The 13,160-nt window shown below is 70.6% G+C and carries 15 protein-coding genes and 2 pseudogenes; 11 read left to right on the forward strand and 6 right to left on the reverse strand.

Translation table 11 applies throughout. The annotated features are described in order from the left end of the window. Nucleotides 1-48: 48 nt before the first annotated feature. Both I6J71_RS05730 and I6J71_RS05735 read left to right on the forward strand, forming a co-directional pair. Complete coding sequence (locus tag I6J71_RS05730) at nt 49-414, forward strand: F0F1 ATP synthase subunit epsilon (protein WP_204093761.1); 366 nt, start codon at nt 49-51, stop codon at nt 412-414. Nucleotides 415-439: 25 nt separating this feature from the next. Next, complete coding sequence (locus I6J71_RS05735) at nt 440-874, forward strand: DUF2550 domain-containing protein (RefSeq protein ID WP_204093762.1); 435 nt, start codon at nt 440-442, stop codon at nt 872-874. Nucleotides 875-1,075: 201 nt separating this feature from the next. On the opposite strand, the gene I6J71_RS05740 is transcribed toward I6J71_RS05735, so the two are convergent. After that, complete coding sequence (locus tag I6J71_RS05740) at nt 1,076-1,642, reverse strand: cob(I)yrinic acid a,c-diamide adenosyltransferase (protein ID WP_204093763.1); 567 nt, start codon at nt 1,640-1,642, stop codon at nt 1,076-1,078. Between the two features lie 61 nt (nt 1,643-1,703). Between I6J71_RS05740 and murA the strand changes: the two genes are divergently transcribed. Next, complete coding sequence (murA, locus tag I6J71_RS05745) at nt 1,704-2,978, forward strand: UDP-N-acetylglucosamine 1-carboxyvinyltransferase (RefSeq protein ID WP_204093764.1); 1,275 nt, start codon at nt 1,704-1,706, stop codon at nt 2,976-2,978. A gap of 397 nt (nt 2,979-3,375) precedes the next feature. Here murA and I6J71_RS47675 read toward each other — a convergent pair whose 3' ends face one another. Both I6J71_RS47675 and I6J71_RS47680 read right to left on the reverse strand, forming a co-directional pair. After that, on the reverse strand, nt 3,376-4,239 hold the full coding sequence (locus I6J71_RS47675) for a hypothetical protein (RefSeq protein WP_239154457.1): 864 nt from the start codon (nt 4,237-4,239) through the stop codon (nt 3,376-3,378). 161 nt (nt 4,240-4,400) lie between these two features. Then, entirely contained in the window at nt 4,401-4,676 is a 276-nt protein-coding gene (locus I6J71_RS47680) for a hypothetical protein (protein ID WP_239154458.1), read from the reverse strand. A 210-nt stretch (nt 4,677-4,886) separates the two neighbouring features. On the opposite strand from I6J71_RS47680, the gene I6J71_RS05760 reads away from it, so the two are divergent. After that, entirely contained in the window at nt 4,887-5,498 is a 612-nt protein-coding gene (locus I6J71_RS05760; RefSeq protein WP_239154459.1) for a TetR/AcrR family transcriptional regulator, read from the forward strand. 6 nt (nt 5,499-5,504) lie between these two features. Here the strand turns inward: I6J71_RS05760 and I6J71_RS05765 are convergent, their stop codons facing one another. Both I6J71_RS05765 and I6J71_RS05770 read right to left on the reverse strand, forming a co-directional pair. Then, nucleotides 5,505-6,131, reverse strand: a complete 627-nt coding sequence (locus I6J71_RS05765) for a LysE family translocator (RefSeq protein ID WP_204093766.1) — start codon at nt 6,129-6,131, stop codon at nt 5,505-5,507. A 20-nt stretch (nt 6,132-6,151) separates the two neighbouring features. Beyond that, nucleotides 6,152-6,779: pseudogene (locus I6J71_RS05770) on the reverse strand (LysE family translocator). A 140-nt stretch (nt 6,780-6,919) separates the two neighbouring features. Here I6J71_RS05770 and I6J71_RS05775 point away from each other — a divergent pair. The 5 genes from I6J71_RS05775 to ehuA all read left to right on the forward strand — a co-directional run bounded on the left by I6J71_RS05775 (nt 6,920) and on the right by ehuA (nt 10,578). Further along, nucleotides 6,920-7,360: a DUF6191 domain-containing protein gene (locus tag I6J71_RS05775; RefSeq protein WP_239154460.1), complete on the forward strand. Its 441-nt coding sequence runs from the start codon at nt 6,920-6,922 to the stop codon at nt 7,358-7,360. Between the two features lie 175 nt (nt 7,361-7,535). Next, complete coding sequence (gene ehuB, locus I6J71_RS05780; RefSeq protein WP_204093767.1) at nt 7,536-8,432, forward strand: ectoine/hydroxyectoine ABC transporter substrate-binding protein EhuB; 897 nt, start codon at nt 7,536-7,538, stop codon at nt 8,430-8,432. A 13-nt stretch (nt 8,433-8,445) separates the two neighbouring features. Then, nucleotides 8,446-9,156 (forward strand): ectoine/hydroxyectoine ABC transporter permease subunit EhuC, encoded by a 711-nt coding sequence (gene ehuC / locus I6J71_RS05785; protein ID WP_204093768.1) that lies wholly within the window; start codon nt 8,446-8,448, stop codon nt 9,154-9,156. After that, nucleotides 9,153-9,809, forward strand: coding sequence for an ectoine/hydroxyectoine ABC transporter permease subunit EhuD (ehuD, locus tag I6J71_RS05790; RefSeq protein WP_204093769.1), 657 nt, complete (start codon nt 9,153-9,155; stop codon nt 9,807-9,809). Before ehuC ends, ehuD begins: the two co-directional genes overlap by 4 nt. A gap of 4 nt (nt 9,810-9,813) precedes the next feature. Next, on the forward strand, nt 9,814-10,578 hold the full coding sequence (gene ehuA / locus I6J71_RS05795; RefSeq protein ID WP_204096896.1) for an ectoine/hydroxyectoine ABC transporter ATP-binding protein EhuA: 765 nt from the start codon (nt 9,814-9,816) through the stop codon (nt 10,576-10,578). On the opposite strand, the gene I6J71_RS05800 is transcribed toward ehuA, so the two are convergent. Then, nucleotides 10,575-11,132 carry a cysteine hydrolase family protein gene (locus tag I6J71_RS05800; protein WP_204093770.1) on the reverse strand — a complete coding sequence of 186 codons (558 nt, stop codon included), beginning with the start codon at nt 11,130-11,132 and terminating at the stop codon, nt 10,575-10,577. The two genes, ehuA and I6J71_RS05800, sit on opposite strands and share 4 nt — an antisense overlap. A 70-nt stretch (nt 11,133-11,202) precedes the next feature. On the opposite strand from I6J71_RS05800, the pseudogene I6J71_RS05805 reads away from it, so the two are divergent. Both I6J71_RS05805 and I6J71_RS05810 read left to right on the forward strand, forming a co-directional pair. Further along, nucleotides 11,203-12,193, forward strand: a pseudogene (locus tag I6J71_RS05805) (GlxA family transcriptional regulator). Further along, nucleotides 12,166-12,939, forward strand: a complete 774-nt coding sequence (locus I6J71_RS05810) for an enoyl-CoA hydratase-related protein (protein ID WP_204093771.1) — start codon at nt 12,166-12,168, stop codon at nt 12,937-12,939. Before I6J71_RS05805 ends, I6J71_RS05810 begins: the two are co-directional and overlap by 28 nt. Nucleotides 12,940-13,160 lie beyond the last annotated feature (221 nt).

Consider the following 13,160-nt stretch of genomic DNA (forward strand, 5'->3'; position numbering starts at 1 on the left):
CCGGACCTATTACACTCGGTGGTGACACCCCGAGCGAAGGAGTGCTACGTGGCTGAGATGTCCGTGGAGCTGGTGGCCGTGGAGCGCCGGCTCTGGTCGGGTTCCGCCACCTTCGTGGTGGCACAGACCACCGAGGGCGAGATCGGCATCATGCCCGGCCACGAGCCGGTGCTCGGGCAGCTCGTCGAGGGTGGCGTGGTGAAGATCAACACGACCGACGGTGACGTGCTCACCGCGGCCGTGCACGGCGGTTTCCTCTCGGTGACCGCGACCGGGGTGAGCGTGCTCGCGGAGAGCGCCGAGCTTTCGGACGAGATCGACGTCGACGCGGCCCGCGCGGCCCTGACGACGGACGACGAGGTGGAGCGCGCGAGGGCCTCGGCCCAGCTGCGCGCGGCCGGTCAGTCGGTCTGATCGAGCGAGACGAGCAGGAGCCGCCGTGAAGATCGCCATCGTGGTGCTAGGGCTCCTGATCGTGCTCGCCGTGCTGGTGGCCTGGTACGGCCAGCGGTGGATCCGGATGCGCCGCGGCGGTGGCGTGAGCGTCGCGCTGCGGTGGCGTCCGGACAACCCGCGGGCGAGCTGGCACCTCGGGCTCGGCCGGTACGAGGGCGACGAGTTCGTCTGGTACCGCGTCTGGAGTCTCCGGACCGGCCCGGACCGCGTGTTCCAGCGCGAGAGCATGCAGATCGCCGACCGCCGCGACCCGTCCGGCACGGAGGCGTACGCGGTGCCCGAGGGGTCGACCGTCCTGCGGTGTGAATCGTCCACGCAGGAGGCGATCGAGATCGCGATGGGTCCGGGCGCGCTGACCGGGTTCCTGTCCTGGCTGGAGTCCGCTCCGCCGGGGCGAATGTTGCCGCACGCGTCCTGACCGGGGTATGCCCTCGGGTCATGGAGCGCCCGGGACGACTGAGCGCCGCGGAGTGAGCCGCGCGCAAGCACCGGTGAGCGCGGCTGCCCGAGCCCGTGCGGCTCGAGGACACCACCACGACGCAGGACGTGGAACCCGGAGCCGATTCGACGTGGAACGTCGACTACGAACGCTACTGGGCGGCCCAGGAACGACTCTGAATCAGCCGCCCGGCTTCCAGAGCACGTCACCGTCCGGGTTCGCCAGCCGGGCGAGGATGAACAGCAGGTCCGAAAGCCGGTTGAGGTACTTCACGGCGATCGGGTTCGTCGTGTCCGGCTCGGCCTCGACGAGCACCCAGCCGGAGCGTTCCGCGCGCCGGGTGACGGTGCGGGCCTGGTGCAGGTACGCCGCGCCGGGCGTGCCGCCCGGCAGGATGAACGACGTGAGCTTCGGCAGCCGCTCGTTGAACTCGTCGCACCAGCCCTCCACGCGCCCGAGGTAGGCCTCGGTGATGCGCAGCGGCTCGTACGGGGGATTTTCCTGGATCGGCAGGCACAGGTCCGCGCCGACGTCGAACAGGTCGTCCTGCACGCGCCTCAGGACGGTGGCGATTTCGTCGCCGAGGCCACCGACGGCCACGGCCAGTCCGATGACCGAGTTGGCCTCGTCCGTGTCGGCGTAGGCGCCCAGGCGGGGCGAGGTTTTGGGCACCCGCGAGCCGTCGCCGAGCGCCGTGGTGCCGCTGTCGCCGACCTTCGTGTAGACGCGGTTGATGCGAACGACCATGAGCCAGACTGTACCGGCCCCGCGTGTGCCGAAACTGGGTGAGAGGGCATGATTGGCGGCCATGAGCGAGCACTTCGACGTGCACGGAGGGGCGCGGCTGGTCGGCGAGGTCGACGTGGTCGGGGCCAAGAACAGCGTGCTGAAGCTGATGGCCGCAGCCCTGCTGGCCGAGGGCACCACCACCATCACGAACTGCCCGCAGATCCTCGACGTGCCCCTGATGGCCGACGTCCTGCGCAGCGTCGGCTGCGAGGTCGAGATCGACGGCGACACCGCGCGGATCACCACGCCGGCGTCGCTGTCGCACCGCGCGGACTCGGCGGCGATGGGCAAGCTGCGCGCGTCGGTGTGCGTGCTGGGCCCGCTCGTGGGCCGGCTGAAGAAGGCCGTGGTCGCGCTGCCGGGTGGCGACGCGATCGGCTCGCGACCGCTGGACATGCACCAGAACGGCCTGCGCAAGCTCGGCGCGACGAGCACGATCGAGCACGGTTGCGTCGTCGCCAACGCCGAGGCGTTGGTCGGCGCCCAGATCTGGCTCGACTTCCCGAGTGTCGGCGCGACCGAGAACATCCTGATGGCCGCCGTGCTGGCCGAGGGCACCACGGTGATCGACAACGCCGCGCGCGAGCCCGAGATCGCCGACATCTGCACGATGCTCACGGAGATGGGCGCGAAGATCGAAGGCGCCGGCACGTCGACGCTGACGGTGCACGGTGTGGACCAGCTGCGCCCGACCGAGCACCGCGTGATCGGTGACCGGATCGTTGGTGCCACCTGGGCGTTCGCCGCCGCGATGACGCGCGGCGACCTGACTGTGCGCGGCGTGAACCCGCACCACCTCGACCTGGTGCTCGACAAGCTGCGGCTCGCGGGCGCGGACGTGACGACGTTCGACGAGAAAGGCTTCCGCGTCGTGCAGCCGGACCGCCCGAAGGCCGTCGACTGGGTCACCCTGCCCTACCCCGGGTTCGCCACGGACCTGCAGCCGTTCGCCGTCGCGCTGTCCGCGGTGTCGGAAGGCACGTCGATGATCACGGAGAACGTGTACGAAGCGCGGTTCCGCTTCATCGAGGAGATGATCCGCCTCTCCGGCGACGCCCGCACCGACGGCCACCACGCGGTCGTCCGCGGCGTCGACAAACTCTCCAGCGCCCCCGTCTGGGCCTCCGACATCCGCGCCGGCGCGGGTCTCGTGCTGGCGGGCCTGTGCGCCGAGGGCGTCACCGAGGTCTGGGACGTGTTCCACATCGACCGCGGCTACCCGCACTTCGTCGAGAACCTCAACCGCCTGGGCGCGCGGATCGAGCGTGTGGCGGGGGAGCCCGAACGGGCCTAGCGGTAGTGACCGGAGACGTTGGTCGTGCGGTGGCGACGACCTAATCGATCTTGATGGAGGAAGACCTCCGGTGTGGTGTGGAGCTGTCTGACGGCGTCCGCCCGCTCACCGGAGGTCTTGCTCGGCGCAACCGAACCGGTCCGGCGTTACACCCACCCCTGATCACACGTGGCAAGGGCGGGTGGCAGTTCGCCGGCCGCCACCAGGGCAGGCGCAACCGAGTCGCCACGTCCGGCAAGCCTCGCAACGCCTACCGCAGCCCGAAGAGCGGTACCGCGTTCGTGCACACCGTGGTTCGTGCACACCGTGCTCGAGGACCCGGCGCATCGCCTACGCCGACATCCACGACGACAAAGCTGCCGTGACCGCGACCGGGGTGCTCCGCCGCGTGGTGGCCTTATTCGCCGCCCCCGGCGTCACCGTCGACGCGCTCTCCGACAACGGCTTGGTCTGCCGATCCCACGCCTGGCGCGACGCCTGCACAGAACTCGGGATGAACCCGAAACCCGCACGCCTTTACCGACCCCGGACCAACGGCACAATCGGGCGACGCCACCGAGCTATGGCCACCGGCCGGGCCTACGCCCGACCGGTTCCCCACACCCCGAGCTGCCCGGTCACTACACCTGGGCCTCCGCCGATGCGGCCGAGCACGAAGGAGTGCTCGGCCGCATCGGTTCCGTCCGCGGGTCAGAGGGTGTCGTCGAGCCGTAGATGCGGGCGAACGCCAGGCGCTGCGCGTCCAGGTGGCAGTGGGCGTCGGCGGCTTCCTCGGCGGTGAAGCTGAGCAGCGTCTTCGGCCCGGCGAGCCGGTCGTTGAGGCGGCGCGGCTCCGGTGGGTGTCGGCGTGGCCGTTGAAGAACAGCTCGTCGGTGGCCTCGCAGATCAGCGCGGGGCGCGAGATGAGCTCGGCGACGCCGCCGTCGAGCTGGTAGGTGAGGTACTTCGCGAGGAACTCGCGGTCCGTCGCCGCGCCCATGACGTAGCGGCCGTGGCCGGTGGCCCAGCGCAGCGTGGGGTTCGCGGCGCGGCCGGCGGCCAGGATGCCGTCGAGCTCCTCGTCGCGCGGCGCGTTGGCGCGACGTTCGATCTCCGCGCGATCTCCCGGCGGGAACGGGATGACGGCGGCCGCGGCGTCGAACACCCCGTCCACCGCCACGACGGCCGCGGCGCGCGGAGCGAGCATCCCGCCGAGGCTTACTCCCGGCAGTGCCACCTTCGCCGGGTCGACGCCGGGGTCGGTGAGCGCGTAGTCGAGCACCGGCCCACGACGTGCTCCCAGTCGGGACTGAAGGCGAGCCCGTCGCGGTGGATCGCGCTGGGCTGGCCGGGGCCCTCGAACGCGAGCACGTGATAACTCCTGCCCGGCCGCGGCGCCGGAGAAGTGCATCTCCTCGGCCGCGCCGTCGAAACCGCTGTGCCTCACCATGAGCGGCTTGGCGCCTTCGCCCGGCGCCCGGTAGAAGCAGCCGGGCAGCACGCGACCCGCGTGGGGATCTCGACCGGCTCGATGCCCTCGAACCCCGCGATCGCGCGGTGGAAGCACTCGACGCTGCGGTCGTAGCCATACGCGATGCGCGGGTCGGCCGGGTGCTCGTCCAGGAAGAACTCGGCCGAACGGTAGTGGGTAGGCGCCGGGCGCCGACGGGGTGGGCTTTCGCGGCTTCGGCGGCCACCCGCTCCGCGGTGGCGAGCCATTCGTCCTCGCAGCTGTCGCAGTCGCCGGCCTTGATGCGCGCGGCCGTGGCGACGACCTCGCCGAAGTCCGAACCGCCGTAGGTCGCGTGGCCGAACACGCGCAGGGTCTCGAACCAGAACTGGGGTCGTCTTCGAACAGGAGCTGCTTCACGGGGGCTCCTCCGAGAGCGACGGAACGGTACCGTCTCGGCCAGCCGCTACGATGACGCCGTGCCGACCCGCCGCACCCCGACCGGGGCAGCCGTGCTGCAGCCGGAGGTCACGAACGCCATCACCGAAGCCGTGCTCGACGAGCTCGCGGCCGTGGGCTACGGCCGGCTCGCGATGGAAGCGGTGGCCAAGCGCGCCGGTGTCGGCAAGAGCGCGCTGTACCGCCGCTGGCCCTCGAAGGACGCGATGATCTCGGCGGTCGTCGCGGAGTTCAGCGTGAGCCGCGCGACGGCTCCCGACACGGGTTCCCTGCGTGGCGACCTGATCGAACTGCAGCAGGCGGTGCACGACCGGCTCACGCATCCGCGCTTCTCCCGGATCCTGCCGGACCTGATCGCCGAGGGCGCCCGCAATCCGGGCCCGGCGGAGGAGATCCGAAGCGCGATCGGCGGCCCGCGCCGCGAGGTCGCCCGGCGCCTTTTCGACCGCGCCCTCGGCCGTGGCGAACTCCCCGCCGGCACGGACGTCGAACTCGCGCTGGACTTGCTGGCGGGACCGAGCTACTGGCGCCTGGTCGTGCGCCGCGAACCCCCGGGCCCGGAATTTGTCGAGCACGTCGTCGACCACGTGCTGCGGGCCCTCGGCGCCCGTGAAGTGCCCACCGGGCAGTAGCCGGCCCTACGCCTCCAGGGCGAGCCCGACACCGAAGCCGATCAGCACCGTGCCCGTCACCCCGTCCAGCGCTCGGCGCACGCGGCGGCGCTCCAGCCAGCCGCGGACGCGGTGGACGAGCAGGAGCAGCATGATCTGCCACACCGCGCCCACGGCGGCGACCGTGTACGCCAGCAGCAGCGCGTCACCGGTGGTCGTCACGCCGGGAGTGAGGAACTGCGGCAGCACGGACAGGTACAGCACCAGCACCTTCGGGTTGGTGACGTTGGAGAGGAACCCTTCGCGCCAGCGCCGGAACGCGCTCTGCCGGCCGCGCATCGCGTCGGCGATGGCCTGGTAGTCGCCGCGCCAGGCGCCGCGCAGGGCCTGGAAGCCGAGGTAGCAGAGGTAGGCGACGCCGAGCCACTTGACGGTCTCGAAGATCGGGCGCGAGTTCGTGATCACCGCACCCAGGCCGAGCGCGGCGGCGCTGCCCTGCAGGAAGTTGGCGACGGCGATGCCCGCGCACGCCCACGCGCCACCCCGGGCGCCGCCGGACAGCGCGTTCTTCAGCACGACCATGCTGTCCGGGCCGGGCGCCACGGCGAGCACCACCATCATGGCGAGGAACCCGCCGTACACACCCCACGTCATGCGGCGAACCGTAACCCCGGTCAGGACTCCAGGGCCAGGGCGGCACCGAAGCCGACGAGTGCGGTGCCGGTCACTCCGTCGAGGGCGCGCCGCACCTTGCGCTGCTGCAGCCACGCGCGCACGCGGTGCACGAAGAACAGCAGCACCCAGCAGCCAGACCGTGCCCAGCACCGCCACGGTGTACGCGAGCACGAGCGCGTCCCACGTCGTGGTGCGCACGGGGTCGAGGAACTGCGGCAGCACCGACAGGTACAGCACGAGGACTTTCGGGTTGGTGACGTTGGAGAGGAATCCCTCGCGCCACCGCCGGAAGCCGCTCGCGCGCTTGCGCTGCGTTTCCGCGACGGCCGCGTAGTTGCCGCGCCACGCACCGCGCAGGGCCTGCAAGCCGAGGAACACGAGGTAAGCCGCGCCGAGCCACTTGAGCGCGAGGAACACCGGCTGCGACCGCGCGATGACCACGCCCAGCCCGAGCGCCGCGGCCGTGCCCTGCAGGGCGTTGCCGGCGAAGATGCCGGCCGTCGCGAGCAGGCCGCCGCGGGCGCCGCCGGACAGCGCGTTCTTCAGCATCACCATCGTGTCGGGTCCGGGAGCCAGGACGATGAGCACCACGATGACGAGATAGCTGCCGTACCCACTCCAAGTCACGGTCTTCCACGCTAACCGCCGCCGCGGCACGAGTCTCGCGGATTTCGGTCACAGCCGTTGGCGGATGTGGCAACCCCGGCGAACCAGCCGCCGCGCTCACACTCCAAGGGGCAAGGGACCCGATCGAAGCCGGAGAGCAGGTGCGGAAGGACCAGCAGTGCCGGCCGCGGCCCGCGTGGTACCCGGTGCTGCCCGAGCTCGTCGCCGTCGCGGACGCGCCGCGGGTCGCCGAACTTGTCGCGCGGAACGCCGCACGGCTGGCGTTCGTTGGCGGAGTCGTGCAGGTCATCTTGTCCTTCGCGCTGCCCCTGGCGACCCTCCTGCTGGTGCTCGTGGGGGCGTGGGAGGTGCGGCCGAAGAAGAAGCCGTCGCGGCTCAAGCGGCGGCTGTCCTCCACGTACCTCGACGAGGTCACCTCGTTCCTCTACGGCACCAAACGCACCGAACTCGAGCACCGCGACTCCGTCGAGATGACCCTCGAAGAGGACGCCCAGGGCGCGCCGCCGCTGGGGGACATCGACCTCGATCGCGGCGTCGTGACCCTGCGCCCCGGGAATCAGGACAAGCGTTCCGAGAGCTGACTGCCAGGTCTCGACCTTTCGAAAGCTGCCACGGATCGAATGCCTTCGAACACGCATTGTTCCCGGCGGTCAATTTACGGTAACGGCTGGCCGTCATCTCTGCGTTCGTCGTGCTTCTCTGTGTGCGGACACCTACGTTCGACGCACGGAATGGTGATCGAAACGAGGTGCTGAGATGAAGCACGACGAGTGGTCGAGACGTCAGTTGTTCCGGCGATCAGTGCTGGTGGGGGCGGCTGTCCTGGGTGGGCCCGTCATCCTTTCCGCGTGCACTTCGACGTCGTCCGGAGACGCGTTGCAAGCGGCTCAGTCCGCCAAGAAGATCAAAATCGGAATCGCGAACGAATCCCCGTACGGCTACACGGACCAAAGTGGAAAAGTCACCGGAGAAGCGCCGGAAGTGGCGCGCGCGGTGTTCAAGAACCTGGGAATCGACACGGTCGAGGCGAGCGCCGTGTCGTTCGACCAGCTGATCCCGGCGCTCAACGCGAAGCAGTACGACGTGGTGGCGGCGGGCATGAACATCACGCCGCAGCGCTGCGGCCAGGCCGCGTTCTCGATCCCGGACTACTCGGCGCTGACGGCCTTGCTGGTCCCGCGGGGCAACCCGCAGCAGGTGCTGAAGTTCGAGGACATCGCGGCGAAGAAGGTCAAGGTCGCCGTGCTGTCCGCGGCCGTCGAGAAGGGCTACGCGACCAGCGCGGGTGTCCCGGAGAGCCAGATCGAGACCCTGGACTCGCAGGACAACATGCTGCGCGCCGTCACCGACGGACGCGTCTACTGCGCGGCGCTCACCGACATCTCGCTCAAGGACGTGCTGAAGAAGAACCCCGGGGCGGCCGCCGAGGTGACCCCCGGGTTCGAGCCGGTCGAGAACGGCAAGCCGGTGATCTCGGCGGGCGGGTTCGTCTTCCGCACCGCCGACACGTCACTGGTCAACGCCTTCAACACGGAGCTGAAGAAGCTGCACGACAGCGGCCAGTGGGTCACGATCGTCACGCCGTTCGGCTTCACGCAGGCGAACCTGCCGAAGCCGGAAGTGACGACCGAGAAGCTCTGCGCCGCCGCGTGACGGGACGGCGGTCATGTCGAACGCGCCGCACATCATTTCGTCGATCCTCGAAGGTCTCAGCATCACGGTCGAGGCGGCCGTCGGCGGGATCATCCTCACCATCGTCCTCTCGCTGATCGCCGGGCTCGCGCTGCTGTCGCCGCGGCGGGTCGTCCGGGGGATCGCGCGGGTGTACGTGGAGGTCTTCCGCGGGACGTCGGAGGCCGTCCAGCTGTTCTGGCTGTACTTCGTGCTGCCGGTGCTGGTCGGGTTCCAGCTGGTGCCGTTGTTCGCCGGCATCCTGGTGCTGGGCCTGAACCACGGCGCGTACGGGGCCGAAGTCGTGCGCGGCGCCGTACGGTCGGTGCCGAAGGCGCAGTTCGAAGGGGCGGTCGCGCTCAACCTGTCGCCGGCCCAGCGGATGGTGCGGGTGCTCCTGCCGCAGGCGTTCGCCGAGATGCTGCCGCCCTTCAACAACCTGTTCATCCAGCTGCTGAAGAGCACCGCGTTGCTGTCGTTCATCTCGGCGGGCGAGATCACCGAACGCGGTGAGCTGCTGCGGCCGGTGTTCGGTGCCGACATCGGCTGGATCTACGGCACGGAGCTGGTGCTCTACCTGCTGCTCGCCATCCTGATCACGACGGGCATGCGAGCGCTGGAGCGGTGGGCGGCGCGGCGGCTGGGCCGGGCGCCCGTGGCGCGCACGGAGCTCGACCTGACGGTGGGCGGCGGAGGTGCCGGGTGAACTGGAGCTGGCAGGCCGCTGCCGACGCGATCCCGTTGCTGCTGAAGGGATTGCTGGTCACGGTCGAGCTCACGCTGCTGGGCTCGGCCCTCGCCTACGCGCTCGGCCTGGTGCTCGCGCTGCTGCGCCGGGCCCGGATACCGGTGCTCTCGCGTCTGGTGTGGCTGTTCATCGAGTTCATCCGCAGCACGCCGCTGCTGATCCAGGTCTTCGTGCTGTACTGGCTGGTGCCGCCGCTCACCGGCTTCAAGATGTCGGCCTTCGTCACCGGTGTAGTGGCGCTGGGCGTGCACTACGCCACCTACACCGCGGAGGTGTACCGGGCGGGGATCGAAGCTGTCCCGAAAGGACAGTGGGAGGCGGCGACGGCGCTGAACCTGCCGCGCTCGCGCGTGTGGACGGCGGTCGTGCTGCCCCAGGCGATCCCGCGGGTGCTGCCGGCGCTGGGCAACTACACGATCTCGATGTTCAAGGAAACGCCGCTGCTGCTGGCCATCGGCGTGCTCGACGTGCTCAACCGCGCCAAGGAGGTCGGTGCGGAGACGTTCCGCGTAGTCGAGCCCTACACCCTGGCCGGGGTGCTGTTCCTGCTGGTGAGCCTGCCCGCTTCAGTGCTGGTCCGACGATGGGAGCGCCGTGCCGAACGAGCCTGACGCGATGATCCGGTTCTCGGGTGTGGTCAAGAAGTTCGGTGACCACGTCGTGCTCGACGAGCTTGATTTCGTCGTGGCACCAGGGGAGTTCGTCTCGCTGATCGGCCCCAGCGGCTCCGGCAAGACGACGATCCTGCGGTTGCTGATGACGCTGGAGCGGGTCAACGGCGGCACGATCGACGTCGGCGGCGAGTGCCTGACCCACGTGCGCCGCGGCGATCGCCTGGTGCCGGCGGACGAGAAGCACCTGCGCGCGATGCGGCGCCGGATCGGCATGGTGTTCCAGCAGTTCAACCTGTTCCCCAACATGAACGTGCTGCGCAACATCACCGAGGCACCCGTGCGCGCCCTCGGCGTGCCGCCGGCCGAGGCCGAGCAGCGGGCGCGTGAGCTGCTCGGCCTCGTCGGCCTGGAGGACAGGGCCGAGGCGCACCCGATGCGGCTGTCGGGCGGGCAGCAGCAGCGGGTCGCGATCGCCCGGGCGCTGGCGATGCGGCCGGACGTGCTGTTGCTCGACGAGGTGACCTCGGCCCTCGACCCAGAGCTCGTCGCCGACGTCCTGCGCGTGCTGCGGGACATCGCGACGACCACGGACATCACGATCCTGTGCGTGACCCACGAGATGCAGTTCGCGCAGGACGTCTCGGACCGGGTGATGATGTTCGACCACGGCCGGGTGCTGGAGGACGCGCCGCCCGAGAAGCTCTTCACCGCGCCTTCCCACCAGCGCACCAAGGAGTTCCTGCGAGCTGTGATCGAGCGCCGCTAACCCAGGATCTCCGCGGTGGACGTGACGGTGGCGAACTCGTCGTGCAGGTTCGCCGCCGTCACGCGGGTGAGCTCGTCGGCCGTGATCGTGGTGCCGTCCCGGGCGGTCAGATCGAACGTGAACGTCGCGTCGAGGGCGAACGTGACGTCGTAGCCGAGGTTCGCGCCCATGCGGGCGGTGGTCTCGCAGCATAAGTTGGTCTGGATGCCGGCGAGGACGAAGTCGCCGATGCCGTGGCGCTTGAGCCACGCGTCGAGGTCGACGTCGCCGAGGTCGACCTCGCCGAGGAACGCCGAGTTCACCTCCTTGCCGAACACCAGGTCGGGGCGGGCGCCATCGAGTTCGGGCGCGAAGTCGTGGCCGGGTTGCCCGGGGCGCAGCGGGGAATCTGGCTTCACGGAGTCGTGGTGCACGAGGACAACGTGGTCGCGGCGCCGCTGCCACGCGTCGAGCAGGGCTTTGATGTTGGCTTCCGCGGCCGGGTTGTTGCGCGGGCCCCAGAACCGCGCGTCGGAGAAGCCGCGCTGGACGTCGATGAGCAGGAGTGCGGTCATGCCTCGAGTTTCGGGCGCCGGTGGCGTCGAGGGGAGTGGCAGAAGGTGCGCGATCCGGTACTTTTCTGCCATGCGGACGATCGGGGTGCTGCTCCTGCCGGGTACGCGGATGTTCGATCTGGCCGTGGTCGCGGAGGTCTGGGCCCAGGACCGCACGGACAGCGGGATCGGCCCGTTCACCGTGCGGCGCGGGCCGGCGACCGACGCCGGTGTCGCCGTTCGGTGACGTCACGCCGACGCACGGGATCGCCGGGCTGGCCGGTTGCGACCTCGTGCTCGCTCCGGGCCGCGACGACCCGCTGGCCCCGGTGCCGTCGGCGGCACGCGCGGCGTTGCGGCGGGCGCACCGCTCGGGTGCCACGGTTGCGGGCCTGTGCTCGGGCGCGTTCACGTTCGCCGCGGCGGGCCTGCTCGACGGCCGGCCCGCGACCACCCTCTGGCGCGACTTCGACGCTCTTTCCGCCGCCGCACCGCGGGCTTCGCTGCGGCGGGACGTGCTCCACACCGAGGCCGGCGGCGTGCTGACCTCCGCCGGGGTCGTCGGCGGCCTCGACCTGTGCCTGCACCTCGTGCGCCGCGACCACGGCGCCGACGTCGCCGCGAAACTGGCGCGGCGGCTCGTGATGCCGTCCGCGCGCGAAGGCGGCCAGCCGCAGTACGTCGACAACTCGGTGCCCGGGGCACCCGCCCGGCCCGGGCTTTCGTCCACTTTGGACTGGGCGGTGGCGCGGCTGGGCGAGGACATCGGGGTGGCGGATCTGGTGGTGCACGCGGGGATGAGCGAGCGGACGTGCCACCGCGAGTTCGCGGCCGTCACCGGGGTGACGCCGGGTCGGTGACTGCGCGCGCAACGCGTGCGTTACGCGCAGCAACTGCTGGAGACCACGGAGCTGTCGGTGGAGCGCGTCGCGCAGCGGTCGGGCCTGGGCACGGCGGCGAACCTGCGCCGCCGGCTGCGCGCGGAGCTCGGCGTCGGGCCCGCTTCGTGCCGGCGCACGTTCCGTTCCGCGCCGAGCGGGGTTACGGTCGGGGCATGGGCGAGTACGAGCACCTCCTCGTGAAACGCGACGGCGACACGATCACCATCACGATGAACCGCGCGGCGCGGCGCAACTCGCTGTCCGCCGAGCACCTGACCGAGCTGCTCGCGGCCTTCCGCGAGGCCGGCAGCACCGACGCGACGGGCATCGTCCTCGCCGGCGCCGGCCCGGTCTTCTCCGCCGGCCACGACTTCGGTGACGTGGCTTCGCGGGACCTGATGGGCGTGCGGTCGCTGCTGACGCTGTGCACGGATCTGATGCGGACCGTGCAGTCGGTGCCGCAGGTGGTCGTCGCGCGCGTGCACGGCCTGGCCACCGCGGCGGGCTGCCAGCTGGTGGCGTCGTGCGACCTCGCCGTCGCGGCGTCGTCGGCGGGTTTCGCCCTCCCCGGCGGCAAGGGCGGGTGGTTCTGCCACACCCCGGCCGTTCCGGTGGCGCGGTCCATCGGGCGCAAGCGCTTGATGGAGATGGCGCTGACAGGTGACGTCGTGCCCGCTGAGGTCGCGCTGGACTGGGGCCTGGTCAACTACGTCGTCCCCGACGACGAGCTGGACTCCGCCGTGGCCGACCTCCTGGCCCGCGCCACGCGCGGCAGCCGCGCCGGCAAGACGATGGGCAAGCTCACCCTCTACGCCCAGCTCGACCGGCCCGAGGCCGACGCCTACGCGATCGCCCTCGAGGTCATGGCGTCCGCGTCGCAGCTGCCCGGCGCGCGCGAAGGGATGGCGGCGTTCCTGGAGAAGCGCAAGCCCGAGTGGCCGGACTGACCCCGTCAGCGCCCGATCCACCGCACTACTGAGGGAGGCAAGGGAAGAATTTCGGGGTGCTCCGTCGGGTATGGCTCGCTCGAGATGCGCGTTGAAGACCCGGGATCCCCGTCGTCGTCGGGAAGAACCGGACACCTTGACTCGGTTCGGGGTCGATGCTTGGTAGAGGTAGACGGGTAGCTCGCCGCTGTCCGAGGAGCAGGAAATCGAGATTTTTCTCG

This window comes from Amycolatopsis sp. FDAARGOS 1241 (genome assembly GCF_016889705.1).
GTDB lineage: Bacteria > Actinomycetota > Actinomycetes > Mycobacteriales > Pseudonocardiaceae > Amycolatopsis.

Excerpts from the sequence above, each read along its gene's own strand:
- I6J71_RS05740 (WP_204093763.1), bottom strand. The coding sequence starts at position 1,642 with ATGGTCGTTCGCATCAACCGCGTCTACACGAAGGTCGGCGACAGCGGC.
- ehuC (WP_204093768.1), top strand. The coding sequence starts at position 8,446 with ATGTCGAACGCGCCGCACATCATTTCGTCGATCCTCGAAGGTCTCAGC.
- I6J71_RS05765 (WP_204093766.1), bottom strand. The coding sequence starts at position 6,131 with ATGACGTGGGGTGTGTACGGCGGGTTCCTCGCCATGATGGTGGTGCTC.
- I6J71_RS05810 (WP_204093771.1), top strand. The coding sequence starts at position 12,166 with ATGGGCGAGTACGAGCACCTCCTCGTGAAACGCGACGGCGACACGATC.
- ehuA (WP_204096896.1), top strand. The coding sequence starts at position 9,814 with ATGATCCGGTTCTCGGGTGTGGTCAAGAAGTTCGGTGACCACGTCGTG.
- I6J71_RS47680 (WP_239154458.1), bottom strand. The coding sequence starts at position 4,676 with ATGGCTCGCCACCGCGGAGCGGGTGGCCGCCGAAGCCGCGAAAGCCCA.
- murA (WP_204093764.1), top strand. The coding sequence starts at position 1,704 with ATGAGCGAGCACTTCGACGTGCACGGAGGGGCGCGGCTGGTCGGCGAG.
- I6J71_RS05800 (WP_204093770.1), bottom strand. The coding sequence starts at position 11,132 with ATGACCGCACTCCTGCTCATCGACGTCCAGCGCGGCTTCTCCGACGCG.
- ehuB (WP_204093767.1), top strand. The coding sequence starts at position 7,536 with ATGAAGCACGACGAGTGGTCGAGACGTCAGTTGTTCCGGCGATCAGTG.